The 25,211-nt window shown below is 33.4% G+C and carries 27 protein-coding genes; 13 read left to right on the top strand and 14 right to left on the bottom strand.

What is annotated here, in order from left to right:
- Positions 1-128: 128 nt before the first annotated feature.
- Positions 129-2,618, top strand: a complete 2,490-nt coding sequence (locus NMK29_RS01155) for a zinc-dependent metalloprotease (RefSeq protein WP_108805245.1) — start codon at positions 129-131, stop codon at positions 2,616-2,618.
- 63 nt (positions 2,619-2,681) lie between these two features.
- On the opposite strand, the gene hemL is transcribed toward NMK29_RS01155, so the two are convergent.
- From hemL to NMK29_RS01135, 4 genes are read right to left on the bottom strand one after another with little or no spacing between them, the layout of a single operon-like run.
- Positions 2,682-3,968 carry a glutamate-1-semialdehyde 2,1-aminomutase gene (gene hemL, locus NMK29_RS01150; protein ID WP_108805244.1) on the bottom strand — a complete coding sequence of 429 codons (1,287 nt, stop codon included), beginning with the start codon at positions 3,966-3,968 and terminating at the stop codon, positions 2,682-2,684.
- A gap of 6 nt (positions 3,969-3,974) precedes the next feature.
- Entirely contained in the window at positions 3,975-4,829 is an 855-nt protein-coding gene (locus NMK29_RS01145) for a glucosaminidase domain-containing protein (RefSeq protein ID WP_108805243.1), read from the bottom strand.
- 1 nt (position 4,830) lies between these two features.
- Positions 4,831-5,772: a 1-aminocyclopropane-1-carboxylate deaminase/D-cysteine desulfhydrase gene (locus NMK29_RS01140; RefSeq protein ID WP_108805242.1), complete on the bottom strand. Its 942-nt coding sequence runs from the start codon at positions 5,770-5,772 to the stop codon at positions 4,831-4,833.
- 6 nt (positions 5,773-5,778) lie between these two features.
- Positions 5,779-6,105: a hypothetical protein gene (locus NMK29_RS01135; RefSeq protein WP_108805241.1), complete on the bottom strand. Its 327-nt coding sequence runs from the start codon at positions 6,103-6,105 to the stop codon at positions 5,779-5,781.
- 28 nt (positions 6,106-6,133) lie between these two features.
- Between NMK29_RS01135 and NMK29_RS01130 the strand changes: the two genes are divergently transcribed.
- The 3 genes from NMK29_RS01130 to NMK29_RS01120 all read left to right on the top strand — a co-directional run bounded on the left by NMK29_RS01130 (position 6,134) and on the right by NMK29_RS01120 (position 7,613).
- The gene (locus NMK29_RS01130; RefSeq protein ID WP_159092339.1) at positions 6,134-6,310 is read left to right on the top strand and encodes a DUF5522 domain-containing protein; all 177 of its coding nucleotides are present in this window, start codon (positions 6,134-6,136) and stop codon (positions 6,308-6,310) included.
- Positions 6,311-6,384: 74 nt separating this feature from the next.
- Positions 6,385-6,915 carry a DUF4136 domain-containing protein gene (locus NMK29_RS01125; RefSeq protein WP_108805240.1) on the top strand — a complete coding sequence of 177 codons (531 nt, stop codon included), beginning with the start codon at positions 6,385-6,387 and terminating at the stop codon, positions 6,913-6,915.
- Between the two features lie 92 nt (positions 6,916-7,007).
- Positions 7,008-7,613, top strand: coding sequence for a DUF4230 domain-containing protein (locus tag NMK29_RS01120; protein ID WP_027395350.1), 606 nt, complete (start codon positions 7,008-7,010; stop codon positions 7,611-7,613).
- On the opposite strand, the gene NMK29_RS01115 is transcribed toward NMK29_RS01120, so the two are convergent.
- The 9 genes from NMK29_RS01115 to NMK29_RS01075 form a co-directional block, all read right to left on the bottom strand.
- On the bottom strand, positions 7,585-8,118 hold the full coding sequence (locus NMK29_RS01115; RefSeq protein ID WP_108805239.1) for a DUF2867 domain-containing protein: 534 nt from the start codon (positions 8,116-8,118) through the stop codon (positions 7,585-7,587). The two genes, NMK29_RS01120 and NMK29_RS01115, sit on opposite strands and share 29 nt — an antisense overlap.
- Before the next feature lie 6 nt (positions 8,119-8,124).
- Positions 8,125-8,997 (bottom strand): sulfate/molybdate ABC transporter ATP-binding protein, encoded by an 873-nt coding sequence (locus NMK29_RS01110; RefSeq protein ID WP_108805238.1) that lies wholly within the window; start codon positions 8,995-8,997, stop codon positions 8,125-8,127.
- On the bottom strand, positions 8,994-9,668 hold the full coding sequence (gene modB / locus NMK29_RS01105) for a molybdate ABC transporter permease subunit (RefSeq protein WP_108805237.1): 675 nt from the start codon (positions 9,666-9,668) through the stop codon (positions 8,994-8,996). The genes NMK29_RS01110 and modB overlap by 4 nt, the downstream gene beginning before the upstream one ends.
- Positions 9,665-10,012 (bottom strand): molybdopterin-binding protein, encoded by a 348-nt coding sequence (locus NMK29_RS01100; protein ID WP_234424335.1) that lies wholly within the window; start codon positions 10,010-10,012, stop codon positions 9,665-9,667. Before NMK29_RS01100 ends, modB begins: the two co-directional genes overlap by 4 nt.
- Positions 10,013-10,065: 53 nt before the next feature.
- Positions 10,066-10,851 carry a molybdate ABC transporter substrate-binding protein gene (modA, locus tag NMK29_RS01095; RefSeq protein WP_234424334.1) on the bottom strand — a complete coding sequence of 262 codons (786 nt, stop codon included), beginning with the start codon at positions 10,849-10,851 and terminating at the stop codon, positions 10,066-10,068.
- Between the two features lie 3 nt (positions 10,852-10,854).
- Positions 10,855-13,128: an aminotransferase class III-fold pyridoxal phosphate-dependent enzyme gene (locus NMK29_RS01090; RefSeq protein ID WP_108805235.1), complete on the bottom strand. Its 2,274-nt coding sequence runs from the start codon at positions 13,126-13,128 to the stop codon at positions 10,855-10,857.
- Between the two features lie 234 nt (positions 13,129-13,362).
- Positions 13,363-14,202 (bottom strand): hypothetical protein, encoded by an 840-nt coding sequence (locus tag NMK29_RS01085; protein ID WP_159092338.1) that lies wholly within the window; start codon positions 14,200-14,202, stop codon positions 13,363-13,365.
- A gap of 89 nt (positions 14,203-14,291) precedes the next feature.
- Positions 14,292-14,747, bottom strand: a complete 456-nt coding sequence (locus NMK29_RS01080; protein WP_108805233.1) for a DUF1572 family protein — start codon at positions 14,745-14,747, stop codon at positions 14,292-14,294.
- Positions 14,740-15,207 carry a DinB family protein gene (locus NMK29_RS01075; RefSeq protein ID WP_108805491.1) on the bottom strand — a complete coding sequence of 156 codons (468 nt, stop codon included), beginning with the start codon at positions 15,205-15,207 and terminating at the stop codon, positions 14,740-14,742. The genes NMK29_RS01080 and NMK29_RS01075 overlap by 8 nt, the downstream gene beginning before the upstream one ends.
- Before the next feature lie 253 nt (positions 15,208-15,460).
- Here NMK29_RS01075 and NMK29_RS01070 point away from each other — a divergent pair, with 253 nt between their 5' ends.
- From NMK29_RS01070 to NMK29_RS01040, 7 genes are all read left to right on the top strand, one after another.
- Positions 15,461-15,796: a single-stranded DNA-binding protein gene (locus NMK29_RS01070; RefSeq protein ID WP_108805490.1), complete on the top strand. Its 336-nt coding sequence runs from the start codon at positions 15,461-15,463 to the stop codon at positions 15,794-15,796.
- 477 nt (positions 15,797-16,273) lie between these two features.
- A complete protein-coding gene (locus NMK29_RS01065; protein WP_108805232.1) occupies positions 16,274-16,957 on the top strand; it encodes a Crp/Fnr family transcriptional regulator in 684 nt (227 codons plus the stop codon).
- Positions 16,958-16,966: 9 nt separating this feature from the next.
- Complete coding sequence (locus tag NMK29_RS01060; protein WP_108805231.1) at positions 16,967-18,577, top strand: glutamate synthase-related protein; 1,611 nt, start codon at positions 16,967-16,969, stop codon at positions 18,575-18,577.
- 30 nt (positions 18,578-18,607) lie between these two features.
- The gene (locus tag NMK29_RS01055) at positions 18,608-19,360 is read left to right on the top strand and encodes a hypothetical protein (protein ID WP_108805230.1); all 753 of its coding nucleotides are present in this window, start codon (positions 18,608-18,610) and stop codon (positions 19,358-19,360) included.
- 5 nt (positions 19,361-19,365) lie between these two features.
- Positions 19,366-19,749, top strand: coding sequence for a DUF2721 domain-containing protein (locus NMK29_RS01050; protein ID WP_108805229.1), 384 nt, complete (start codon positions 19,366-19,368; stop codon positions 19,747-19,749).
- A gap of 17 nt (positions 19,750-19,766) precedes the next feature.
- Positions 19,767-21,722, top strand: coding sequence for a thiamine pyrophosphate-dependent enzyme (locus tag NMK29_RS01045; protein ID WP_108805228.1), 1,956 nt, complete (start codon positions 19,767-19,769; stop codon positions 21,720-21,722).
- 108 nt (positions 21,723-21,830) lie between these two features.
- Positions 21,831-23,072, top strand: a complete 1,242-nt coding sequence (locus NMK29_RS01040) for a sodium:proton antiporter (RefSeq protein WP_108805227.1) — start codon at positions 21,831-21,833, stop codon at positions 23,070-23,072.
- A gap of 3 nt (positions 23,073-23,075) precedes the next feature.
- Here the strand turns inward: NMK29_RS01040 and NMK29_RS01035 are convergent, their stop codons facing one another.
- The gene (locus NMK29_RS01035) at positions 23,076-24,086 is read right to left on the bottom strand and encodes a YafY family protein (RefSeq protein WP_108805226.1); all 1,011 of its coding nucleotides are present in this window, start codon (positions 24,084-24,086) and stop codon (positions 23,076-23,078) included.
- 183 nt (positions 24,087-24,269) lie between these two features.
- On the opposite strand from NMK29_RS01035, the gene NMK29_RS01030 reads away from it, so the two are divergent.
- On the top strand, positions 24,270-24,500 hold the full coding sequence (locus NMK29_RS01030; protein WP_108805225.1) for a hypothetical protein: 231 nt from the start codon (positions 24,270-24,272) through the stop codon (positions 24,498-24,500).
- Between the two features lie 513 nt (positions 24,501-25,013).
- A complete protein-coding gene (locus NMK29_RS01025) occupies positions 25,014-25,178 on the top strand; it encodes a hypothetical protein (RefSeq protein WP_159092337.1) in 165 nt (54 codons plus the stop codon).
- Positions 25,179-25,211: the final 33 nt, after the last annotated feature.

Here is a 25,211-nt window from a genome sequence, read left to right as displayed (position 1 = left end):
TATTCTAATTATAAGAAACAGAAATTGGCAATCCACAGAACACTAATTGTCTTGATTTTAGGCTTTAACTTTCCTTTCACTACTGCGCCATAGTTATTTCTTTATCTTCGGCCGATAAAAATTAACTCATGCTCAAAAATACATTATACCTTTTATTGGTATTTACAGTAACGCTTTCTAGTTGCTCTTCATTACAAAACAAAAAAAATAAAAAGCCTGCTACCGCAGCAGCTAAGAAACCTAGCAAAGACAAAAATGCTATTAAACCTTATAAGGAGGTTATTACAAAAAAAGCTAAAAGTGATCCAGGACTTTTCACCGTTCATAATATAGAAGATAAATATTTTTACGAAATTCCAGATTCACTATTTAACAGAGAAATGTTGATGGTAACCAGAATTGCCAAAACCGCTACGGGTATTGGTTTTGGTGGTGGAAAACAAAACACACAGGTACTTAGATGGCAAAGAAAGAACAAAAAAGTATTATTAAGAGTGGTATCACATCAGATTTATGCTGCAGATTCTTTACCAATCCATGAAGCCGTTGAGAATTCGAATTTCGAGCCGGTATTATTTTCGTTTCCAATAAAAGCTTTTCATAAAGATTCTGTAAATAATGCTACAGTAATTGATGTTACAGACTTATTTAAAAAAGATGTAAAAGCCATTGGTTTTCCAGCTTCAAGAAGAAAAAGATACAAGATCACTCGATTAGATGCTAGCCTTTCCTATATAGACTCGATAAGAAGTTATCCTCTTAATATAGAAACACGACACGTAAAAACATACAATGCCGGAGCACCACCTTCTAATGCCAGTACTGGAACTATTTCTCTAGAAATGAGTAATTCTATGATTTTACTTCCGGAAACACCTATGAAACGCAGAATATTTGACCAACGAGTCGGTTGGTTCGCCAGAGGACAAACTGATTATGGTTTAGAAGCACAGGAAAGTAAAACGATACGCTATTTAGATAGATGGAGATTAGAAGTACGCGATGAAGATATCGAAAAATTTAATAGAGGAGAATTGGTTGTTCCAAAAAAACAAATTGTCTATTATATAGATCGCGCCACTCCTAAAAAATGGGTTAAATATATCAAACAAGGTATTGAAGATTGGCAAGTAGCCTTTGAAGAAGCTGGTTTTAAAGAAGCTATTATAGCTAAAGACCCGCCTACTAAAGAAGAAGATCCAGATTGGAGTCCAGAAGATGCACGTTACTCTGTAGTACGTTATTTAGCATCTCCTATACCTAATGCAAATGGACCACATGTAAGTGACCCAAGATCTGGAGAAATTTTAGAAAGTGACATCAACTGGTATCATAACGTAATGACTCTATTACGTAACTGGTTTTTTGTACAGACTGCAGCGATCAACCCAGACGCACAAGGCGTAGCTTTTAAAGATGAAGTTATGGGTAGGTTAATACGATTCGTATCTTCTCATGAGGTAGGCCATACATTAGGATTGCCTCATAATATGGGAAGTAGTGTTGCATACCCAGTAGAATCATTACGTGATCCTGCTTTTACTAAAAAATACGGAACTGCACCATCTATAATGGATTATGCTCGTTTTAATTATATTGCTCAACCAGGTGATGGAGATGTTGCACTCATGCCAGAAATTGGAATCTATGACAAATATTCTATAAAATGGGGATACCGACCAATTCTTAATACAACTCCTGAAGAAGAGAAAAAAACTTTGGATAGCTGGATATTAAAACACGCAGATGACCCTAAATATCGTTTTGGGAGACAACAATTTGGTGTAATTGACCCTAGCTCACAAACAGAAGATCTTGGTGATGATGCAGTAAAAGCTAGTACTTATGGTATTGCCAACTTAAAAAGAATTATTCCTAATCTAATCAAATGGACTGCAGAAGACGGTAAAAATTACAGTGACTTACAAACGATGTATGGACAAGTGTTAAGTCAATATAATAGATATATGGGACATGTTTCTTCTAATATTGGTGGTGTATATGAATACTACAAGACCTATGATCAAGAAGGGGCTGTTTATACACACGTAACTAAAGAAAATCAAAAACGTGCCATGAAGTTCTTACAAGAACAGTTATTTACTACTCCAGACTGGTTATTGGATGCTACTATTTTTAATAAAATAGAGTCTGCAGGTAGTGTAGAACGCGTTCGTGGATTTCAAACTAGAACATTAAACAATTTACTGGACCAAGGTAGAATGGCACGGTTAATTGAAAACGAAGCTCTAAATGCAAGAAATGCATATTCATTAATAGATATGATGACAGAATTGCGATCTGGTATTTGGAAAGAGTTAAGAACAGGAGCATCAATTGATGTATATCGTCGAAATTTACAACGCGCATACTTAGAAAGATTGGAGTTTTTGATGACAAAAGAGCAAACACCAATTCCAGCTAACTTTAGACGTTTTGTACGACGTACTAATGTAGATGTTTCGCAAAGTGACATCAGACCTATTGTTAGGGCAGAATTAAAAAACTTACAAAGAAATATTAATAGCGCAATAGGTAGAACTTCTGATAGAATGACGCGTTATCATTTACAGGATGCTACAGAAAGAATCTCACTAATACTGGATCCTAAAAAATAAAAGATTAATCCATCGTTTATAAAAAATAAAAAGCCGATCTAGATTAGATCGGCTTTTTATTTTTTATAAACTACCTGCTGTGACGGCTACCGCACTTATAGTAGTATCTAAATCTTCATAAGTTAATGCCTCCGTGATAAACCAGGTTTCGAAAGCACTTGGTGCAATATATATACCTTGATTTAACATTCCATGAAAGAATTTCTTGAAAGTATCATTATTCCCTTCTGCGGCACTTTCAAAATCTACCACAGGATTCTCAGAAAAATGAACAGAAATCATCGAACCTACTCTGTTAATCGTATGTACTATATTTTTTTCCGTTAATACCTTAGCAATACCTTTATGTAAATACTCGGTCTTTTTTGCGATACTATCAAAAATATTTGGATTTTCATGCAACTCAGTCAGCATTGTCAATCCAGCAGCCATTGCCAATGGATTACCACTTAAAGTTCCTGCTTGATATACTGGCCCCAAGGGTGCTAGGTGATTCATTATTTCTTCTCTAGCAGCAAAAGCACCTACCGGAAGACCTCCTCCAATTACCTTCCCAAAAGTTACAATATCAGCTTTGATTCCATACAATTCTTGTACTCCTCCTTTTGCTAATCTAAACCCAGTCATTACCTCATCAAAAATCAACAAAATATTATGGGTATCACAAAGAGATCTTAATCCTTCTAAAAAACCTTTAGATGGAGGAATACATCCCATATTACCTGCTACAGGCTCAATAATAATACATGCAATTTCATTCTTATTAGAAGTAATAATTTCTTCTACATTATTTAAATCATTATATCTAGCCAGTAACGTGTCTTTTGCAGTTCCTTCTGTAACTCCTGGACTATTTGGGCTTCCAAAAGTAACCGCTCCACTACCCGCCTGAATCAAAAAAGAATCACTATGACCATGATAGCAACCTGCAAACTTGATTATTTTATCTTTTTTGGTAAATCCTCTTGCTAATCGAACGGCACTCATACAAGCTTCTGTTCCAGAATTTACAAATCGAATCTTATCAATATTAGGAACCATAGATACTGCCAACTCCGCAATCTTAGTCTCAATTTCTGTTGGCATCCCAAAACTTGTTCCTTTTTTAGCTTTTTCAACTACAGCATCTACAACTGGAGGATGTGCATGACCAAGAATCATTGGGCCCCAAGAATTAATATAATCTATCAATCGATTTCCATCTTCATCATACAAATAAGCTCCTCTTGCTTCTTTTACAAAAATTGGATCTCCTCCAACTGCCTTAAATGCGCGAACGGGAGAGTTAACTCCACCTGGAATAACTTTTTGAGCCTCTCTAAATAGAGTACTACTTCTTTTATAAATCATACTGGATTAAAATTCTTCAGAATCATCGTCGGGTTCTTGTACTTTAAGCACTTGCCCTATGGTGATTGCATTATCTTTTAAATTATTATATGCTTTTAACTCTGTAACTTTTAAGTTGTATCTTCTCGATATGGAATATAATGTATCTCCTTTTTGCACCACATACTCTCCATTTTTCGCATTAACCGGTTTTGTCTTTTTAGGCTTTTGATAGTTGTAATCTTTCCCTAAGACCTCAGCATCATATGCATCTAAGTTATAACGTTCTATAATACTTATCAACTTTACAGGATACTTTTTGTCCGTAGCATAGCCAGCAGCTCGTAACCCGTAAGCCCAGGATTTATAATCATCTTGCTTGTAGGTGAAGAGTTTTGCATAGCGTTTTCTATTCTTCAAAAACAAAGAATGATCTCTGAAAGAGTGACTTGCTTCATCATATTTTCTAAAACACTCTTGGGATCGATCATCATCGTGATACACTCTATCACCTGTCCAATCATGGCATTTAATCCCAAAATGGTTTTTTGCCTTACTGGTAAGGTCTCCGTAACCAGCGCCTGATTCTAAAATTCCCTGAGCTAATGTTATACTTGCAGGAATACCGTACTGAATCATCTCGTGCTTGGCAATACCTACATACTCAAATATATAATTCTGAACTTTTTCTTTGTAAGAAACTGTAGTTAGTGGTTTTTTCGGTTTAACTACCTCTTCTTTAACCTCTTTTACCTCTCTTTTTACTTCAGTTTTTCTAGAAGCAGTTTTGGTTCTTCTAGAAGTAGTTGCTTTTTTACTACCTCCGCAAGAAACAATGAATGTAGCTATACAAAACAACGTTATAATTCTCCTCACGTTCATATCAAATTCTAATAAGCGGAAGCTTCTTTTTACCTAGCTTCTTATTCATACCCGAAATACCTTGCAATCCTCCTGTATGAATGGCTAAAATACGAGTATTTTTTGTAAAAAACCCTTTCTCTATTTTATCAAAAACACCATACATCATCTTTCCTGTATAGATTGGATCCAAAGCAATATTTTGTTCTTTTTTAAATCTATTCATAAACTCAATTAATGTTAGATTTATTTTACCGTACCCTCCAAAATGATACTCATCCGTTAAACTCCAATTTGTTTTATGAGTGTATTTTTTAATTTCATCAGAAAGGAAATCTCCTTTTAACGCAGGAAATCCAATAATGTTCTGATGCTCGAGGCTAGCATTGATAATCCCAGAGATAGTACCTCCAGTTCCCACCGCACAACATACATAATCGAATATCTCATCCTTCCCAGTTAAAATTTCTTTACACCCTTCTATTGCTAACTCATTTGTACCTCCTTCTGGAACAGAGTAAAAAGAGCCAAATTCTTTTTTCAACATTTCCAAAAATGGTTCTGATGTTTTTTCTTTGTAATCTTTTCTGCTAACAAACTTTAGTCGCATACCATTATGTGATGCTAAACGTAAGGTATCATTCTGCGATAGCGTATGTGATAAATTTTTTGCTAATTCTTCTCCTCTAATAACCCCAACTGTATCTAACCCCACTAATTTACCTGCAGCTGCAGTAGCAGAAATATGGTTACTATAAGCTCCACCAAACGTAAGTATTCTATTAAAACCCTTTTTTTTAGCCTCTAAAAGATTGTATTTAAGTTTTCTGAATTTATTTCCCGAAATATGATCATGAATAAGATCTTCTCTTTTTATGTGAATAGACACTCCTGCTTGTTTTAAAATAGGATGCACTATTTCTTCATTTTTTGATTCTCTTACTACCAAAGAAAAAAAATTCATAGGGTATTATAAGTATTTAGTAAAACTCCAGAGTTTTCGGTTTTTTAGATAAGAAAGCTCAGCTTCCATTTCATACGCTTCTCTTTCAAAAGAAATATTACGGTAAGCTTCTCTAGAATTTTTATACTGAAGTAATCGGACAATATACTCTACTAGATACAAGAAGTAAAATGGTAATACCAACAACTCCAACTGCTGTTTTAGATGAATCTTCTCATGATTTATAAAAACTGCATCTTCCTTTAAATGGTGATTTTTAACCACAATAAAAGGCCAAAGTGCGATTCCTACAAAATGACGACCTATCAAATATTTGTTAACTACAATTGGCATCTTAGCGCAAGATAGTATTTTTGTATCGATGAGCAATCCAAAAAGAATACTAAAACCCGAAGAAGGAGACTATTATCTTACTCCAGAAGGGTACCGATGTTTTACGGAACAATACCATTTAAAAAGAGGTTATTGTTGCGAGAGCGGTTGTAGGCATTGTCCCTATGGCTATGATAAAAAAACAAATAAGTACATTAAAGAGTAACTCTATCTTACTCATGGTACGATTGTTGTGCATATTTTTAAAAAAATATTGTTGAACATTTAATACACAGGATTATGAAATTTTTCTCTCTTTTATCACTGATCCTTATCATTACACTTGGCTCTTGCTCTACTGTTAGAGTAGCATCTGATTATGATAAGCAAACTAATTTTAATGGTTACAAAAGCTATGCCTTTTTTAAACCAGGTATAGATAAAGCTGAAATCAGTGACCTAGACAAAAAACGCATTTTAAGAGCTATTGAATCTGATATGACCGCTAAAGGTTTTACAAAATCTGAAAACCCGGATGTATTGGTTAGCATCTTTACAAAAACAAAGGAAAACGTAAATATTTATCAAAATAATTTTGGATTTGGTTACGGCTGGGGCTGGAATCCTTGGTTTTGGAACAGCGGTTTTAATACTGTATCTAGAACGACAGAAGGAACATTATATATAGATCTTATTGATGCTTCAAAAAATGAATTAATTTGGCAAGGAATGGGAACAGCAGCCTTAACCGAAAAAGTAGACAAAAAACAGGAAAAAATGAATCAAATTGTATCTGCAATACTAGAGAAATACCCTCCAGAATTAAAATAATCATTTTATCCTTATTGATATCATAATAGCCTTTCTATAATGGAGAGGCTATTTTTTTATGTATTTTTATAAAAAACCTGACTTATAAAAATATGCGTAATTTTCTTCTTGGTGCCTTAATTGCTGCATTCATAGCAGTTGGCATTAGTTATTTTATCAATCAAGCTACATCCCAAAAAACTGAATTAGAGTCTTCTGATCTTATACTTGACCAAATAAAAAATGTTGGGAAATTAGTTGTTACCGAAGGGCATTTCTCCGAAGTTATTACCTATAAAGATGCCAAAAAATATTACTTGGATATTTTGACTGCTGAAAAAAAGGCTATTGTTGTGGTAAATGCTGGTGTTACCGTTTCCTATGACTTAAGCAAGATCAAACACCAAATCGATCAAACTAATAAGACACTTACAATTACCAGTATCCCTGAAGCTGAGATTAACATCAATCCCAACATAAAATATCACGATCTAGAAGAAGATTTTTTTAATCAATTCAGTCCTGAAGATCATAACCTCATACAAAAAGAAGTTACGAGACAGCTTAACAAAAAGATAGAAGCCTCTACACTAAAATCTAATGCAGAAAATCGTTTAATTAGTGAGCTACAAAAGATTTACATTCTTACCAATTCCTTAGGATGGAAACTAGTTTATAAAGGTAATTCTATTACTGACTCGGAGCAATTGATCCTCTAATAGTACTTTTAAGCATGGTTGGAACAATGAGTTTATGAAATGGTTTTACAGGTAAAAAATACAATTTCCCAAACCAATTATTAAAATTTACAATTGTCGAAATAGTAAGATTTTTACTCGAATTAGGTTTTGAATCTAAGAGTAGAGAAACTCTAAAATTAAGATGCGTATCGTCTTCTCCCAGAATAATTTCATTCTCCGATTTATCAAATACTTTAAAAATCCCTATTTTATCTCCGATCTCTCCTTTAAAATTATTTAATGTTTCTTTTCTCTTATCCAGGCTATCTCCAGTTTTAAGTCCAAAAACTGCAACTATCTGATTTCTTAACACAAATAGTTTTTCAATCCATTTAGGAGAAGTAGAAAAAAAGGATTTAGTGATTACTAAGATATCTACGACATCCTCTTTATCCGTAAACTCACTTTTAAAACTATCAGAATAATCATACTTGTTTTTAAGTAGTAATGAAGTCTTAGGTAAACTTACTTTTTCAACTTTCATAGATTCTTAAATTTTTATAAGTACAGGATTAAAAGCTTTAGAAGCTACAACAACTTTATCTCCAATAGTTAGACTACTAATTTCCGATTCCTGTGCGATGACCTTAACTACATTATTACCAATAAGAACTGTAACTATGAATACAACATCTTCCGATTCTATGTTAATCACTTCTCCTGTAAACTGATATTTACCACTTAGTTGATTATCCGTAAAAACGGATAACGAATCTCCTACTTTAGTTATCTTACCATCTTCAAGACAATATACTTTATCAGACATCTTAATAATTTCTCCAATATCGTGACTTACCAAAATTGTGGTTAGCTCATATTCTCGATGTACTTTTAGTATATAATCCTGCAATTTGCTACGCATTTTTATATCAAGCGCAGACAAGGGTTCATCCAACAATAAAACCTTTGGTTTGCGAACCAATGCCCGAGCCAATGCCACTCTTTGTTGTTGACCTCCTGATAATGTATTTGGCTTTCTATTCTTAAGTTTATCCAAAGCTACTATAGAAATCAATTCTTCAATAACACTTTTGTCTTGACCTTTTCCTAAGGCAAATTCTAGATTTTCTTGCACTGTCATATTTGGAAATAAGGCATAATCTTGAAAAACATATCCAATTCTACGTTGTTGAGGACTAAAACTGATCTTTCTATTATCATCTAACCAATATGTACCGTCTACTACAATCTGTCCACTATCTGCCGAAAGCAACCCAGCGATGATTCTAAGAATTGATGTCTTTCCTGCTCCAGAAGCCCCATATAAAGTAACCAATTGCCCTTTCTCTATACTCAATCGAATATCAAGCTTCATATTTCCTTCAGCCGTTTGGAGCTTCTTATCAATGGTAACTTCTATCATTTCCAAAACCGTTTTAAATATCCTCCGTTAATTAAATACACCAATAATAAAATCACAAAGGTTACTATAAACAATAGCAATGAATACATATTTGCACCGCTATAATTTAATGCTTCAACTTCGTCATATATTGCTATTGAAACCACTTTCGTTTTATCAGGAATATTACCCCCAATCATTAGAACAACCCCAAATTCACCAACAGTATGAGCAAAAGCCAATACAATCCCTGTTAATATAGAAGGTTTTATATTTGGTAATAAAACACTAATAAGTGTTTTCATTTTAGATTTACCTAACACATAGGAAGCCTCCTGTAAAGAACTAGATAAACCAGATAAACCAGATTGAATAGGTCCAACCATAAAAGGAAGGCTATAAATAACTGATCCTATCACTAATCCTGAAAATGAAAAAATTAATCGAATTCCAAAAACATCCTGTAACCAACTACCAAGACTGTTTCCTGGACTAAATACCATTAATAGATAAAATCCCAATACGGTTGGCGGCAATACTAACGGCATACTTACTAGGGTTTCTACAATCGGTTTAATCCTAGATTTTGAATATGCTAACCAATAGGCCAATGGAATTGAAATTACCAGCAAAACAACTGTCGTTACTAATGCAAGTTTAGTAGTTAATATGATTGGCCCCCAATCTATCATTTAGAAAGCATAATTTCGTTTACCTTAATCATCACAATTACTGCTAAATTTTCTTTCAATGAAAGTTCATTTAAAATTTCTGTAGTAATTATAGCGACAATATCTCCTATAGCTGTGCGTAAAGTTATCTTACTTAATAAAACTCCACTATCACACTTTTTTATTGTCGCAGGAATTTTATTTTGAATGCTAATTAAAGATGAATCATCTTTACTAATGATTACTTCGGTTTCTTTAAACAATAACTTCACTAAATTCCCTTTGTGCAGATAAGGAGCAGTATCAGGAGTTTCGACTAAAATAGTTTTGAGCTTTATATACTCATTTATTTCAATAGAAACCATCGATAAATTTTTGCTTACCTGTATATCTGATATATGCCCTGAGAAAACATTCATTATTCAACTACTAAATATCCGAAATCTTCTAGTATTTCTCTAGCATCTTTAGAAAAAAGAAACTCATAAAATTTTCTAATATTCGTAGAATCTTGAATTTCTCTTTTAATCATAACGGCTCCTTGTTCGATTGGCGTATACTCTTTTTTATCAAGAGGAATCCATCGCCCTTGATCTTTTATCTTTTTAGATAACACTACGGACATTGCAGTAAAACCGATTTCAGAAGATTTGGATAGTATAAATTGATTCGTCTGAGAAACACTTTCTCCATAAACCAATTTGTCCGCCACAGCATCATATATGTTATTTTTGTTTAGTATCTCTACCGCTGCCTTACCATATGGTGCTGTTCTAGGGTTTGCTATCGCTACGTTAACAACGCGGCTATCAGTCAATATTTCTAAAGAAGGAGTTAATTCTTGATCCATAGACCATAACACCAATTGTCCATATGCATAAACTTTAGGAGTTTCTAAGGCTAATTTATTTTCATGAATTTCATTTGGATATTTCATATTTGCAGAAACGAAAATATCATATGGTGCGCCTTCTATAATTTGTGCTGTTAATTTTCCTGAAGAACTAATTACCAATTCACAAGGCACTCCTGTTTGTTTTGTAAATGCGTTAGAAATTTCCTCGATTGCGTATTGCATATTAGCCGCAGCAGCAATAGTAATCGTCTCCTTTTTGGGCTCTTTACATCCAACAGTAATCAGAATAATGATACTGTAAATTTCAAGTTTAAATTTTGGTAATCTTAAAGAAATCGTTTTTAGCACTTTCTAATTTTTATCATAATACCTTTCTAATATTTCATCGATAGTATCTACTACTTCTTTTGCATTTTCTTTAGTAAAACACAAAGGAGGTTTCGTTTTCAAGACACTATCATCTGGTCCATCTGTACTAATTAGTATAAACTTATTCCGTAATTCGTTCTTAATATGATGTGCTAATGTCTTATTCGTTTCGTTATTTTCTGCTTTTATAATTTCTATACCTAAAAACAATCCTGACCCTCTTACATCTCCAATGCAATCATATTTATTTTGAAGATCGCATAGTAGAGATTTATAGTAATCTCCTACTTGTTTAGCATTATGCTGTAATTTTTCTTCTTCTATAACATCTAAGACTGATAATCCAATTGCACAAGAAACAGGATTACCCCCAAAAGAGCTGAAAAACTCTACACCTTGACCAAAAGATTGAGCTATTTCTTCTGTGGTAATAACAGCTCCCATAGGATGTCCATTTGCTATTGGCTTTCCAACAATCACCATATCTGGGACAACATCTTGTGATTCAAATCCCCAGAAATAGTCTCCTAAACGTCCAAAACCTGTCTGCACCTCATCACTGACACAAACTCCTCCTTGTTTTCTAATTGCTGGATATACTTTTTTTAGATATCCAGCAGCAAGAGGTACTTGTCCTCCGCACCCCACAACTGGTTCTGTTATAAAAGCCCCAATCGGAGTACTAGAATTTTCTATTTGTTTCACTGCATCTTCTGCATATAACTCACCTGCATTTCGTTCAGTATATTTCCCTCTATACGTATCAGGAATTGGAGTTTTTAGAATATTTCCTTTCTGTCCTTGACCTTTTGGGTTATTAAATTTATAATCACTTATATCAATAGAAATCTGCGTATTACCGTGATACCCATGTTCCATAACCATTGTTTTTTTATATCCCGTATGAGCATATACCATTCGCATTGCTAAATCACTAGCTGCACTTCCTGAGTTTACAAAAAACACTTTAGAAAGCGAATCCGGAAATTTTGATAGTAACTTCTCTGCATAAGTAGGTAGTAAATCATATAAATACCTAGTATTGGTATTCAATCTCGCCATTTGTTTTTGTCCTGCTTTTACTACTCTTGGGTGTGAATGTCCAACATGTGGAATATTATTATAAGCATCCAAAAAAGTATTCCCATCGGTATCATACATATATTGAAAAGCGGAACGACTCATCGAGATGGGTTCTTCATAACTTAAACTAACAATAGGACTTATATTGGTATGCCTTCTTTTTATTTGTTCTTCTGTAGTTAATGGGTTTTCAATAGGTAAAAAACCTATTGCTCTTCTAAAAACATTCTCGGCCTTAATAGGATTAATTCTCATCCATTTATATAACATTTGCCAAGCATATTTTTCGCTTACCGTGGCATAAACATTGTCAGGATTTACTTTTCGAGAATGGGCAGAATTACATACACTGGTACAAAGTCTTGCTGCAATAAGATAATACAGTACTTTGATTTCTTTTTCTTCTAAAGGAAGTATTTTATGGTATCCTTTTAAAAGAGAAGACGCCCAATCCAAAGGAGTTTCTTTATCGTAACAGCTATATGTAATTGCAATCGCTATTTCATTTATTAACTGAGAATGCGCTAAATCTCCAAAATCAATAATTCCAGAAACATGATTATTTTTTATAAGAATATTCCATTCATTAGCATCGTTATGAATTATCTGCTTTCTTAACTCTGGTAGTATCTGAACCACATTTTCTTCGTACTGTTGAAAAAAATAATCAACTATATTCTTATCACGAGGATCCGAAATATCATCCAAATATTTTTTATTTAAATACACGTACTGAATATCCCACTCCCATTGCCTGGCTTGTAACACATAACTATCAAATTCTTGAAATTTAAGATTCATTTCTGCCAGAAAACCTCCTAAAGAATACATTAATTCTTTGTTTGGATTGATATCTCCTAAAAAAGATCCGTCCAGAAACGAGAGCATCCTACAAATCATCTTACTCCCATCAATGTCTACTAGTTTTATTAAACTACCATCTGTAAAAGCGATAGGTTTCGGAAATGTATTTGTTTCCTTTTGCTGAAGGTGTAGTAGTAATTCATTTTCTGCTTTGAGAACAGAAAACAATTCTTTATCAAAAGAATATGTTTTAAATATATATTTCTCTGTATTGGTTTTAACGATGTAATTTACGTTATCATAACCATTCAATCTTTTGACTTCTGGTTTCTGAAAAGAAAATTCAGCTTCTAACAGTTTAGCTACCATTGCATGAATTAAAAAAAAAATTAAATATCTATTTTTAAAATACTATGATAAATATACTGTATCCAACCAGCAATCACGAAAAGAATCAGTTATAAATTTGATTCTTTTAATAAACCAAAAAAATCATCATTCTTCTTCAATTCCGTTGGCATAAATTTAATACGGATTTCTAATATTTTTCTCAGTCTAATATATCCTATATCATACTAAAAGGTATATACAATCAAATATTTTTTAATTGATTGTAATCGAAAAATCATCTACGAACAGCTCTATATTTTCTGATGTAGGATTAGCAGTAACTCCAACTTGTACTCTTTCGTAAAAGACAGGTTCTTGTAAATTAAATTCTATTCCATTTTCGGCAAAAACATCTCTAAAAACTTCTGGATTGGGCATATTCATAGCATTCCTTGTAATAACCTCATCGCCATTAATAAATAACTTATTTATACCAGTATCCGTATCGGACAATGTCAATTCCCACCTTACAGAAACCCATTCGTTTCTCGGAAAACTAAATGTTGTTTGTTCTAAGGTACTTCCTGAGATTTTTCCTCTCTCAATGGACAAGAAATCATTTCCTCCGGACATCATCAAACGGACTCCAGGACATTGGTTTTCAGAATCCGTTGATGGATCACCAACCACAGAAGGATCCCAACACGAACAACATTCAAGATCTATTAAGAGTAAATTTTCAATATTAACTGTCGTATTTAGATAGAAATCAGCTTCAATAATTATTACATCACCAGAAAAAGCACGAAACCCTTCTTTTTCGATATCCATTTTAGATAATATATTATCAGATGGTAAAGCCAATAATCGAATTGAATTTTGACCTTCGGAAAATGTGGTTGTAGCTATCGAAATTTCATTTGATGGATTCGTGCGTTGTAGATTTGTCCATCTACTTCCATCAGACACAAAAAGTTCATCGATATCGTCACCTTGTGTTTCAAACCCATCTTCAAATAAAAAAGGGATTGTTGTTACTGATTGTTCATCATCATCATTACCAGAACAAGCTGTACAAAAAACAAGAATGATCATTGCATATATACACTTCATAACAAACCTAAGATTTCTTATGAAGATACTGTATTTTTTACTATCCTAAAAAACTTAAATAGCAATAGAATACCCCAACTTGATAACCCCTACACGTCTAATATTCGTCTATGATAATTTATTTGACCTAGATGATACGTTAAATGAGTTGTTAAGTGCACTAGAAATCTTTGGGTACTGGGATTATTGTCCATCAGTATTCTAGGATATTCCTTTTGTAAATCTTCTTTAGTAATCATATCTAATGAATCGTTTACCACCTTCATAGTTTCATTAACCATAGAAATCAGCTCGACTCTGGAAACGTTTTTCAGAGAGAATTCTTTATCTCTTTGCCTAACATATCCAGTTTTACCATATTCAGCTCCTAAATATGTATTTAAATTACCTACTAGATGTAAGCTAAGATTTCCTGCAGAATTACTAATTTTTTCCGTCTCAATCCACATAGTTTCTTCTTTAGAATAGGACTCTATTTCTACTCTTAATTTGGTTAAATCTCTTTCAAATATTGTTTTCAATATTTCTATAATGGAATCATTCATTAGCTATCATTTTTTTGATTAATGTAATTTGACCTAAATGATAGTAGCTATGCTCGATCATTGCGTCTATATTTCTCTGATAAGTTCCATATTTTTCATCAACAAAAACCTCATCTAGTTGATCATCTGGCATGGCCTCAATTAAGTTAGCAAATTCCTCAGCGTTAGTACATAAATCATTAAGCAATCTATGCCAATCTTCTTCTGAGGTAATCTCAGGTGCATTAAAACTATAACTATCTTTTATCTCTAGAAGCCCTCCATTGAGAACATTTAAAACTCCAGACACATAATAATTAATATGAAAAGTGAGTAAAGCTATCGTATTTAGTGATCCAACCTTAGTATTAGCCTGTTTCCAAGTTATGTTTGATAATTGATCTTTATAATTAGTATTAGCAATCCAAACACCGTTTAATATCACTTCTCTAAATCGATCTGCTATTTGCTTTGTTCTCATTCTATGTATGTTGATCAATAGTGTATTATTATTTAAAAATAAACTTTTAAAATCATTTTTCACAATACTCGAAGAAATCATTCTTAAAACAAAGAAACAAACGACTACAAACGTTTACAACCGAAAATAAACACTTCCTAACCGAATCTTATTTGGAACTGCATCTATGTTTGCCTTGTCGAAATAAATGAAAACTCGATACCAAAAAATTGTTTCATCTACCTGTAAAAAAACAGGTGCTAAAATTAAAAACATGAACACGTTAAAAAACAAAGTACAACTAATAGGTAACCTAGGACAAGAACCTGAAATCGTAGACCTTGATTCTGGTAGAAAGCTTGCAAAATTTTCTATTGCCACGAACGATTATTATTATAATAAGGCAGGCGATAAAATTACAGACACTCAATGGCATAATATTGTAGCTTGGGGAAAAACTGCAGAAATTATTGAGAAATATGTAAACAAAGGTCAAGAAGTCGCTATAGAAGGTAAACTTACATCTCGCAGTTACGATGATAACGAAGGAAACAAAAGGTATATAACAGAAGTAGTTTGTAACGAATTCCTGATGCTGGGAAATAAATAAATTTATTTGGAATACCATTATTAAATTAATCTAGAGATTAGTTTCTCTAGATTAATTTATCTTCATATCTATTAACAATTCATTTTAAAAACTACTCGCTATCAGTTCTAAAAACGTATTATTAAAGCGTCTCCTTCGGAGTTATGCTACTGGTATAACATTCTATTTAATCGATTACTAAAAATAGTAGCGGCGTAAAGAAAAAGGATTGTAATAAAAGAAATTTTAAAAACGCCTAGAGAGGATAGAAGAAATAATATCGGATTATCAAAAGTCCTGAGAAGATTTAAAAATGTGGAGTACTAATTTCAGCATATTCTCATAAACTTTTACGACCTATTCCGGTAAACCGATAACTACCTATAAACTGTAAGAAAAATCTATAATTGTCGTCTAAAGTAACTTCTCATAATTTATTAATAATGAGTACTATTAAAAATCCTTACATTTAACAATACTAACTAAACTCACACTTCATTGAACACATATACCAAATATTGGTTTCTAGAAGGTTTTAATTTATTTAATAAACTTGGTAGAATTACCATGATGCGAATGTGTGAAATTCTTGAGATGAAAAACATCGATAAAGGAGCTACCATCCAATTAATCAATAATGATCATAAAAGCGTTTTTTTTCTAAAAAAAGGAACCGTTAAGATTATTGATATCAATAGTAAAAATGTAAAGTATATCGTAAAAAAAGGACACATCTTTGGTGAACTATCGATCTACGACGAACAACTCTCTATAGAAGAACAAGCTATTGCACTCGAAGATTGTATTGTCTGTTATATAGAATCTTTTAGAATGAAACAAATTATGGAGAAACATAAATCTCTTAAAAACGGTGTTCTAAAAATATATGGTTTACGAATCAAAAAACTAGAGAGACGTTTACAAGATTTACTATATAAAGATAGTTCAACTCGAATCAAAGAATTTGTAATAGATTATATCAAAGAGTTTGGAGAACAAACAGAAAAAAATATAATAGCAAAAAACCTGTTAACGCATAAAGATATTGCCAATTTAACCAATACTTCTAGACAAACAGTTAGTAACACCTTAAGCATTTTACGCAAAGAAGGTGTTATAGATTATAACACACAATCTATATCTATACTTAACACGACAAAGCAACACACAATTCAAAATTAACATAGACTCATGAAAAAACCAGTAGCAATTGCTCAGATTAGTAATTTAGAAAACAAACAACCGACTCATGCTTTAGTAAATGGATTAGATTTAGTTATTGTAAAATTTGATAAAGAAATTTCGGTCCTATATGGTAGATGTTTACATCGAGGTGCATTGATGGCTGATGGACATGTGGATGGTCATAACCTAATATGTGGTGTACACGGTTGGGATTACCGATACGATACTGGTGTTTCTGAATACAATAATAAAGAGGTTTTACATAAATTTAGCACTAAAATTGATGGAGATACTTTATATGTAGATGAATCTGAAATTGATGATTACCTTCTTGATCAACCGCAACCATTTAATAGAGATGAATATTTAGGTGCTTATGCAGATACACATCCAGAAGATACAGAACCATACACTGGATACATTAAAGAGCTTGCTAAAAATGGGTTAAAAAATCTTGGACATCACGGATTCTCTGCTTCTATGGGAGTTGATAGAAATACATTACCCAAATGGAGTGACATCCAGTTTTTACCAGCTCAGCTAGCAACTAGACCATTATTAGATAACGAAGAAGTAGCGACCAAAGTTGTTATTGGAGCCAAAGCAAAAAAGCCTTTAGAATTGGATATTCCTTTGTTTGTAAGTGATATGAGTTTTGGAGCTTTATCACGAGAAGCTAAAATTGCTTTATCCCGAGGAGCAGAAATGGCAGGCACTGGAATTTGTTCTGGAGAAGGTGGAATGTTACCACAGGAACAAGAAAGCAATACCAAATATTTTTATGAGTTAGCTTCTGCTCAGTTTGGTTTTTCCTGGGATAAATTAGATAATGTACAAGCATTTCATTTTAAAGGAGGACAAGGAGCAAAAACAGGTACAGGTGGCCACTTACCAGGCAGTAAAGTGAGTAAAGAAATAGCAAGTGTTAGAGGTCTAAATGAAGGAGAAACTGCTATCTCTCCAGCAACATTCCCTGATTTTCATGGAGTGAAAGATTTCAAAGCTTTTGCAGAAAAAGTACGAGATCGAACTGGTGGAATTCCAATTGGTTTTAAAATTGCTGCCAGTCATATCGAAAAAGACATCCAGTTTGCTTTGGACGTTGGTGTAGATTACATCATCCTAGATGGTCGCGGTGGTGGGACAGGATCTGCTCCTACAATTTTACGTGATAATATTAATGTACCTACAATTCCTGCTTTAGCAAGAGCAAGAAAATATCTTGATAAAGTTGGTGCTACCGATGTAACTTTAATTATCACTGGAGGATTAAGAATCGCAGAGGATTTTGCAAAAGCAATGATGCTTGGCGCTGATGCTATCGCAGTATCTAATTCAGCATTACAAGCTATCGGTTGTTTAGGGATGCGTGCATGTGGAAGTAACAACTGTCCAGTAGGTATCGCAACGCAAAAAGAATCTTTAAGAAGCAGATTGATTATAGAATCTTCAGCAAAGCAATTACATAACTATTTTGATGCAACTAATAACTTAATTAAAGTTGTTGCTAGAGCTTGTGGGTACGATGATGTTTCAAAATTCAATCATGATGATTTATCAACTTTTGATCAGGATATGCATAAATTAACTGGAATTAACTACGCCGGAGTATTATAAATCATAAAACCTTAAAAAAATAAAATAACTATGTCTAATCAAATACATCTAGCAGCTCAATATTTAGCTACAGCAAGTATCAGCTTTTTATCAAAAAAAGACGATGACAGTCATACGAACTTAGGGTTTAATAAAGAAAAAGGATATCTAGAAACCTGGCCTTTAAACGATAGAGGATGTAAGATAACTTTTGATTATCTAAATTTTGCCCTCCATTGGGTTGCTAATAATACGGTTAGACTAAGCCTTTCATTAGATAAAAAAACACATAGAGAAATTCTTAATTGGTTAGAATCATTAACTACTTCGTTAGGAATCAAAACCCCTTATACTTACAAACTACACTATGAACTTCCTTACGATACATTAACGGATGACTACGTTTTCGAAAAACCTTCTGACAGTATACTTCAAGAACTATTACAAAATCGAATCTTAGCACATAAAGTACTAGAAAAAACATTAAATACTTCATCACTCGAATCTGATATTCGGATATGGCCACATCATTTCGATTCGGGAGCATTTGCTCAATTAAAAGATAAAGCTGGTGTTGCTATTGGATTAGGAATGGCAATTCCTGATAGCACCCATAATGACTATTACTTCTATATCAGTGGGTATAAAGGTCACGATAGTTTAGATACCGCTACGTTTAATCCATTATCATTAGGTGAATGGAAAAATGAAGGTTTTAAAGGAGCGGTTTTATCAATTTCTGGTATTGATGAAGAAAAAGGAGTTACTTTCTTTAAAGAAGCTATTTCTACTTATAAAAATTAGAACCTATGGAAAATTGGTATCTACCTGCTACTATTATTCCCGGGATTGGACTATTGATATTATCTACCTCTAATCTTTTGGTTAATCTCAGTACAGAGATTAAAACATTGATTACAGAAGATATAATAAAAGAACAATTGATTGAGCGAAAGTTAAGACAACTTAAACTACTAAATAGCGCTATGGTTTTCTTATATATTGCTGTTGCTAGTTTTGTGATTTCTGCATTAGTTTCAGGGATTTATAAGAGTATCGATACCGATTTCAATGCTACCATTTATATTACCATTGCCGGAATTACCAGCGCCCTGTTAGGTTTAATAGCCTTAATTATATACTCATTTAGGGCTGTAAAAATAAGACAAGATCAATATCACAACAAATTCTAACATCTTAAAAAGCAATCATGACTTCAAAAAAAGAAACTGTTTGGTATAAAGTACTAGATAATAAAGATAGACTCCCAGAAGGAAGAGTACAAACTGTTACCGCTGGTCACCAAGGTGTTTGTCTCACTCATTATAATGGTAAATTTTCTGCTTTAGATAATAAATGTCCGCATCAAGGAGGTCCTCTAGGAGAAGGCTCTATAGAGAATGGTTTGTTACGATGTCCTTGGCACGGTTGGGATTTTGACCCTTGTACAGGATTACCTCCAGGAGGTTATGATGATGGAGTTACCACTTTTGAGGTAAAAGAAGATGGGGATGCAATCTTAGTTGGTATTCCAGAAGAACCTAAACATCAGGATACTATTTCTGATGTTATGATACAAACTATGGTTAACTGGGATGTTGATACCGTTTTTGGAATGGTAGGTCATTCTAACCTTGGAGTTGCAGATGCCATGATGCGATTAGAAAAACAAGGGAAGCTACAATATTTTGGTATTCGTCATGAAGGCGCTGCCGCCTTTGCCGCTTCGGCTTATGGAAAATTAATGGGCAAACCAGCTGTATGTTTTGGTATTGCAGGACCTGGTTCTACTAATATGTTTACAGGTATGTGGGATGCTAAGGTAGATAGAGCTCCTTTATTAGCATTTTCTGGACAAGTAAATACCCAAGTGATGGGTACCGGTGCTTTTCAGGAAGTAGATTTGGTCAAGGCATTCCAAACTGTAGCTGATTTTAATCATCCTGTCCAACAGAATTCTAAGCATAGTGAATTAATGAGTTTAGCCATTAAAAGTGCGATACTCAATAGAAATGTATCACATATTACTTTCCCAGATGAAGTAGCTTTTATGCCAAAAACTATAGGTGAAGAAGCACAAACTCCTGAAGGAAGAATAACTCCGATGAATATTTCTCCACCAAGACAAATGGTAACAAAAGCCGTTTCGATGATTTCAGAATCAAAAAAGCCTGCTATTATTGTTGGTCATGGAGCAAGGTTTCATATGAAAGCAATTATAGATTTTGCCAATAAATTAAGGTGTCCTGTTATCACTACCTTTAAAGGAAAAGGACTTATTCCTGATGATCATGAATTGGGTTGCGGAGTATTAGGTCGTAGTGGAACTCCCATTGCTTCCTGGTTTATGAACGAAAGTGACTTACTCATTGTATTTGGAGCATCCTTTTCCAATCATACAGGAATTACTCCTAAAAAACCAATCATTCAGGTCGACTATGACCCTACAGCATTAAGTAAGTTTCATAAAATAGATGCTGCGCTTTGGGGAGAAATTTCGGAAACGCTATCTCTCATAGAGGAACAAACAGAAAATAATATTGATACTATCGATAGAAGATCAGAAATTGCTGAACGTTGGGATATTTGGAAAGAAGAAAAAGCAAATCGATTAAAAGATCAAGGTGATAATGGAATAAGTTCTATTGCAGTTTTTGAGGCAATGAATAAAGTTACTCCCTCTAATGCAGTAATTGCTGTAGATGTTGGTAATAATACTTATTCTTTTGGAAGGTACTTCGAACCTAAAAATCAATCTATATTAATGTCAGGATATCTAGGTTCCATTGGATTTTCGTTACCTGCTGCTATGGGAGCTTGGGCTGCCAAAGGAAAAGAAAGGCCTATTTGGTCAGTTTCTGGAGATGGTGGTTTTGGTCAATATTTAGCAGAAATGATGACGTTGGTGAAATACAATATGAACATTAAGCATGTCTTGCTCAACAACTCCGAATTAGGAAAAATTTCTAAAGAACAAAAAGCCGCTGAATTAGATGTCTGGCAAACTTCATTACATAATGTAAGTTTTGCTAAATATGCCGAAAATTGCGGTGCTTTAGGCATCAAAGTGACTAAAAAAGAAGAACTAATTCCCGCATTAGAAAAACTAAGAGATCATAATGGTCCAGCTCTTTTAGAAATCATAACGGATGTGAAACTTATTTAGGTAAACATAAGTTTAAAAAGTCCCAAAGCGCTTCTGTTATACAATACAGAAGGTTTTATAGAATCACCATGTTTAAAAACTTATACGCAAATTATAATCTTAAGAACCATGTTACAATCCTTCAGTATTATTTTTTCGATTGCTGCTTTTTTTAGTTTTATAAACTACAAATGGTTAAAAATGCCTGCTACGATTGCATTGATGTTATTAAGTTTAATAACCGTTGTAATCATCACATTGAGTAAAAATATTGCCCCTCATTTCTATCAGTTCTTTTGTGACATTGTTGCTAATTCTGATTTTAGGAGTTTGTTATTAGATGGGATTTTAAGTTTTTTACTATTTGCAGGAGCCTTACACGTAAATATTGAGGAACTAAAAAAAGAAAAATGGCCCATAATCCTATTCGCAACGTTGGGGGTTTTGATTTCTACATTTTTGGTAGGTGGTTTGACTTTTGGTGCTGCGCAATTAATTAATATAGAGTTACCTTTTTTAGATGCTTTGCTATTTGGCGCATTGATATCGCCTACCGATCCAATTGCTGTGATGGCCATTCTTAAAAAAGCAAATATTGCCAAAAGCTTAGGAATTAAGATTGAAGGAGAATCCTTATTCAATGATGGTATCGGTGTAGTTGTATTTTCTGGAATATTAATTCTCACTGGAATGGGAGAACATCATGGAGAAGGTTCTGTAACCGCAGAAATTGGTAAATTATTTATAGAAGAAGCTATTGGCGGAATCGTCTATGGAGCTCTTTTAGGATTTATAGGATATCAGAGCATAAAATCCGTAAAAGAAAATCCACAATTATCAGTCATGATCAGTCTGGCAATTGTAATGGGTGGATATTCATTAGCATCTTTGATCCATGTATCAGGACCATTAGCTATGGTTGTCGCAGGAATGTTAATTGGTAACAAATTCAATGTAGCTACGAATAAAGGCCCTACTAGAAAATTAATCAATGATATCTGGGAGGTATTGGATGATGTTTTTAATGGTATTCTATTTGTATTAATTGGGTTAGCAATTCATCTTCTAAAATTTGATGCAGGACATCTAACATTAGGTATTATTGCAATTTTTATAGTCCTTTTTTCAAGGTTCATTTCTGTATTACTTCCTTATTCATTACTAAAGCATACTGAGATGAGCCCCATAAAAACGGTATCTATACTAACTTGGGGAGGATTACGAGGTGGCATTTCGCTAGCTTTGGCGCTAAGTTTAGCAGACAACCCTTCTTCAGAAGTGATACTATATATCACCTATGTAGTTGTATTCTTTTCAATACTGGTACAAGGACTTAGTATCGGAAAACTGGTAAAAAAGTTATATCAATAATTATTATTTGTACTTGTCTAAAGCTCTTTTTAGCTTTCCATGAATTCTGGTACGTAATCGTTCTGGCGCTAACACCTCTATTGTATCTCCAAAGCCAAGAATTACTCGTTCTAACTCAAAATTAATTTGAACCTTAATCGTAAAAGTCGTACCAAGTTCATCTTTTGATATTGTTTCTTGAGATGTATGAAATGGTTTGGTGATTACATAAGGGGCATTTCTATTGTCTATCTTAAACTTTACAAGCTCTGGCACTACATTTTCTGAAACCGTCACTCCTATTACATCCTTATAATATATATCACCATCAATATGTTGATCTATATAAACAATATCTTCTTCAGAATTATGGATACTAACAATCCTATCCAATGCAAAAGTAGTCAAGAGCTTTCTTTTATTGCCCAACGCTAATAAAAACCATCGATTATTAAATTCCTTTAGTAATTGTGGATGAATAAGAATTTCACTCTCACTTCTAGCTTTAAAGGATTTATACGCCATTTTTAGAACCTGCTTGTTCTGTATTGCGTGGTATAATCTATCGATATGTTCTAACCCTTTAAGCTGATCATTCTTTTCGAGATGAATAATAGGTATGTTGTCTTTTTCATTTGCATATACAGAATCTTCTAACCGTTCGATAACTCCATTCATCTCCTTAAACAACGAAAAGTCTTTAAACTGGCGTAGTATCTGGATGGACTCGTTCATTATTTTAATATCATGATCTGTCACCGGGATATTCATAATACTATAATCCTCTTCTGCATATCGGTAAAATTTGCGTTGATACACTTCTATAGGAGCATTATACCCTAATTTATCACTACGCATCATCTGTATATCTAATTGCACCGTACGCTTACTTACATACACATCTTTTCCTTCATATTCATATAATGCATCAGAACATGCCTCTATAAGATCATCCAACACCCAACGCCTAAAGGTGTTACGCAAACATTGATCAATCGTTTTATATCGTATTAAAGCATTTTTATTAGAAGCCATGTAAAAATATTTTAGAAAAAATAATAAATATTTTTTACTACGCAAAAAGAATGCGTACTACTTACAGACATTTGTACTATAAATAACAAAACAATAAGAAACTTTAGAAGTAAAATCCTGCAATAATGCAGGGTATATTCGAAAAAAAGAGTTTCAATTAATTAACAACAAAAAAACAAAACAATGAAGTTTAATCAATTTTCTAAAAAGGAGCAGGAGATCAGAAATTATCTGTTAGCCGATGCATTTGCAGGCTTCGACGGATTAGGGTTACACACTTCGGTTGTTAATGCTACTCCAGTAAAAATGCCAAATGCAAACGGTACAGAAGTACTGGAAAAAGAGTTCAATTTCACTAGTATGCACATTCGTGAAGTGCTAGTAACAGACAGCTTTACTTCGCATATAGTTTAGATGTTGTAAGCTCTCGATAAGGGGATTTGTCTTGATCGACAAATCAAAAAAGGTATCAAAAACCTTAAAGTGTTCACATAGTACTCACGATAAGCTAATGGCTAATCGACAAACTAATAGACACACAAGGCAGATTATATCAGACACTTATTGTTAGATAACAACATCCATATATCGAACGTATCCAGGTATACATTTCTATGACGCTTATTAAAAAAAGGTTACAAAACTCGTTTTGTCTACCGATCTGCATCAGTCTGAGCTAAACAATCAGTCTAATCGTAGCCGAAAAGATGTCTAAGTATTTAGACAAACTCCATCGAAGACAAAACCCATCCAAACTGCAGTTTGCCGCTACCCGAAAAGGGGAAAGTAAGGTATCGCAACTGCACTAGGATCACTTTCCCACCTTATTGATCATTTCCCATAGGTACTAGGTATGTGGGCACATACCAACTGGGGTTGCAACCTATGGGCGTACCCCAACAATTGGAATATCAAACAACTAACAACATGAAAACTTTAAAATTTTTACTATTAGCCGTATTATTAGGTCTAAACTTCGTTTCTTGCGACCCTCCTTCTATCAATGAAGAAGTTGGAGTTGAGCAAGTAGAGACTAAAACATTAAGTTTATCTGGTGATGAAGAAGAAGAAGTTGAACCAGATAATAAATAATCAATGAATAGGAGGGTTTACTTAGATAAATCC

The sequence above is a fragment of the Aquimarina sp. Aq107 genome (assembly GCF_943733665.1).
Classification (GTDB): Bacteria; Bacteroidota; Bacteroidia; order Flavobacteriales; family Flavobacteriaceae; genus Aquimarina.
Note: the sequence above shows the minus strand (reverse complement) of the source record. Positions and strands in the feature narration are given on the sequence as shown.

Excerpts from the sequence above, each read along its gene's own strand:
- NMK29_RS01155 (WP_108805245.1), top strand. The coding sequence starts at position 129 with ATGCTCAAAAATACATTATACCTTTTATTGGTATTTACAGTAACGCTT.
- hemL (WP_108805244.1), bottom strand. The coding sequence starts at position 3,968 with ATGATTTATAAAAGAAGTAGTACTCTATTTAGAGAGGCTCAAAAAGTT.
- NMK29_RS01145 (WP_108805243.1), bottom strand. The coding sequence starts at position 4,829 with ATGAACGTGAGGAGAATTATAACGTTGTTTTGTATAGCTACATTCATT.
- NMK29_RS01140 (WP_108805242.1), bottom strand. The coding sequence starts at position 5,772 with ATGAATTTTTTTTCTTTGGTAGTAAGAGAATCAAAAAATGAAGAAATA.
- NMK29_RS01135 (WP_108805241.1), bottom strand. The coding sequence starts at position 6,105 with ATGCCAATTGTAGTTAACAAATATTTGATAGGTCGTCATTTTGTAGGA.
- NMK29_RS01130 (WP_159092339.1), top strand. The coding sequence starts at position 6,134 with ATGAGCAATCCAAAAAGAATACTAAAACCCGAAGAAGGAGACTATTAT.
- NMK29_RS01125 (WP_108805240.1), top strand. The coding sequence starts at position 6,385 with ATGAAATTTTTCTCTCTTTTATCACTGATCCTTATCATTACACTTGGC.
- NMK29_RS01120 (WP_027395350.1), top strand. The coding sequence starts at position 7,008 with ATGCGTAATTTTCTTCTTGGTGCCTTAATTGCTGCATTCATAGCAGTT.
- NMK29_RS01115 (WP_108805239.1), bottom strand. The coding sequence starts at position 8,118 with ATGAAAGTTGAAAAAGTAAGTTTACCTAAGACTTCATTACTACTTAAA.
- NMK29_RS01110 (WP_108805238.1), bottom strand. The coding sequence starts at position 8,997 with ATGATAGAAGTTACCATTGATAAGAAGCTCCAAACGGCTGAAGGAAAT.
- modB (WP_108805237.1), bottom strand. The coding sequence starts at position 9,668 with ATGATAGATTGGGGGCCAATCATATTAACTACTAAACTTGCATTAGTA.
- NMK29_RS01100 (WP_234424335.1), bottom strand. The coding sequence starts at position 10,012 with ATGGTTTCTATTGAAATAAATGAGTATATAAAGCTCAAAACTATTTTA.
- NMK29_RS01090 (WP_108805235.1), bottom strand. The coding sequence starts at position 13,128 with ATGGTAGCTAAACTGTTAGAAGCTGAATTTTCTTTTCAGAAACCAGAA.
- NMK29_RS01085 (WP_159092338.1), bottom strand. The coding sequence starts at position 14,202 with ATGAAGTGTATATATGCAATGATCATTCTTGTTTTTTGTACAGCTTGT.
- NMK29_RS01080 (WP_108805233.1), bottom strand. The coding sequence starts at position 14,747 with ATGAATGATTCCATTATAGAAATATTGAAAACAATATTTGAAAGAGAT.
- NMK29_RS01075 (WP_108805491.1), bottom strand. The coding sequence starts at position 15,207 with ATGAGAACAAAGCAAATAGCAGATCGATTTAGAGAAGTGATATTAAAC.
- NMK29_RS01070 (WP_108805490.1), top strand. The coding sequence starts at position 15,461 with ATGAACACGTTAAAAAACAAAGTACAACTAATAGGTAACCTAGGACAA.
- NMK29_RS01060 (WP_108805231.1), top strand. The coding sequence starts at position 16,967 with ATGAAAAAACCAGTAGCAATTGCTCAGATTAGTAATTTAGAAAACAAA.
- NMK29_RS01055 (WP_108805230.1), top strand. The coding sequence starts at position 18,608 with ATGTCTAATCAAATACATCTAGCAGCTCAATATTTAGCTACAGCAAGT.
- NMK29_RS01050 (WP_108805229.1), top strand. The coding sequence starts at position 19,366 with ATGGAAAATTGGTATCTACCTGCTACTATTATTCCCGGGATTGGACTA.
- NMK29_RS01045 (WP_108805228.1), top strand. The coding sequence starts at position 19,767 with ATGACTTCAAAAAAAGAAACTGTTTGGTATAAAGTACTAGATAATAAA.
- NMK29_RS01040 (WP_108805227.1), top strand. The coding sequence starts at position 21,831 with ATGTTACAATCCTTCAGTATTATTTTTTCGATTGCTGCTTTTTTTAGT.
- NMK29_RS01035 (WP_108805226.1), bottom strand. The coding sequence starts at position 24,086 with ATGGCTTCTAATAAAAATGCTTTAATACGATATAAAACGATTGATCAA.
- NMK29_RS01030 (WP_108805225.1), top strand. The coding sequence starts at position 24,270 with ATGAAGTTTAATCAATTTTCTAAAAAGGAGCAGGAGATCAGAAATTAT.
- NMK29_RS01025 (WP_159092337.1), top strand. The coding sequence starts at position 25,014 with ATGAAAACTTTAAAATTTTTACTATTAGCCGTATTATTAGGTCTAAAC.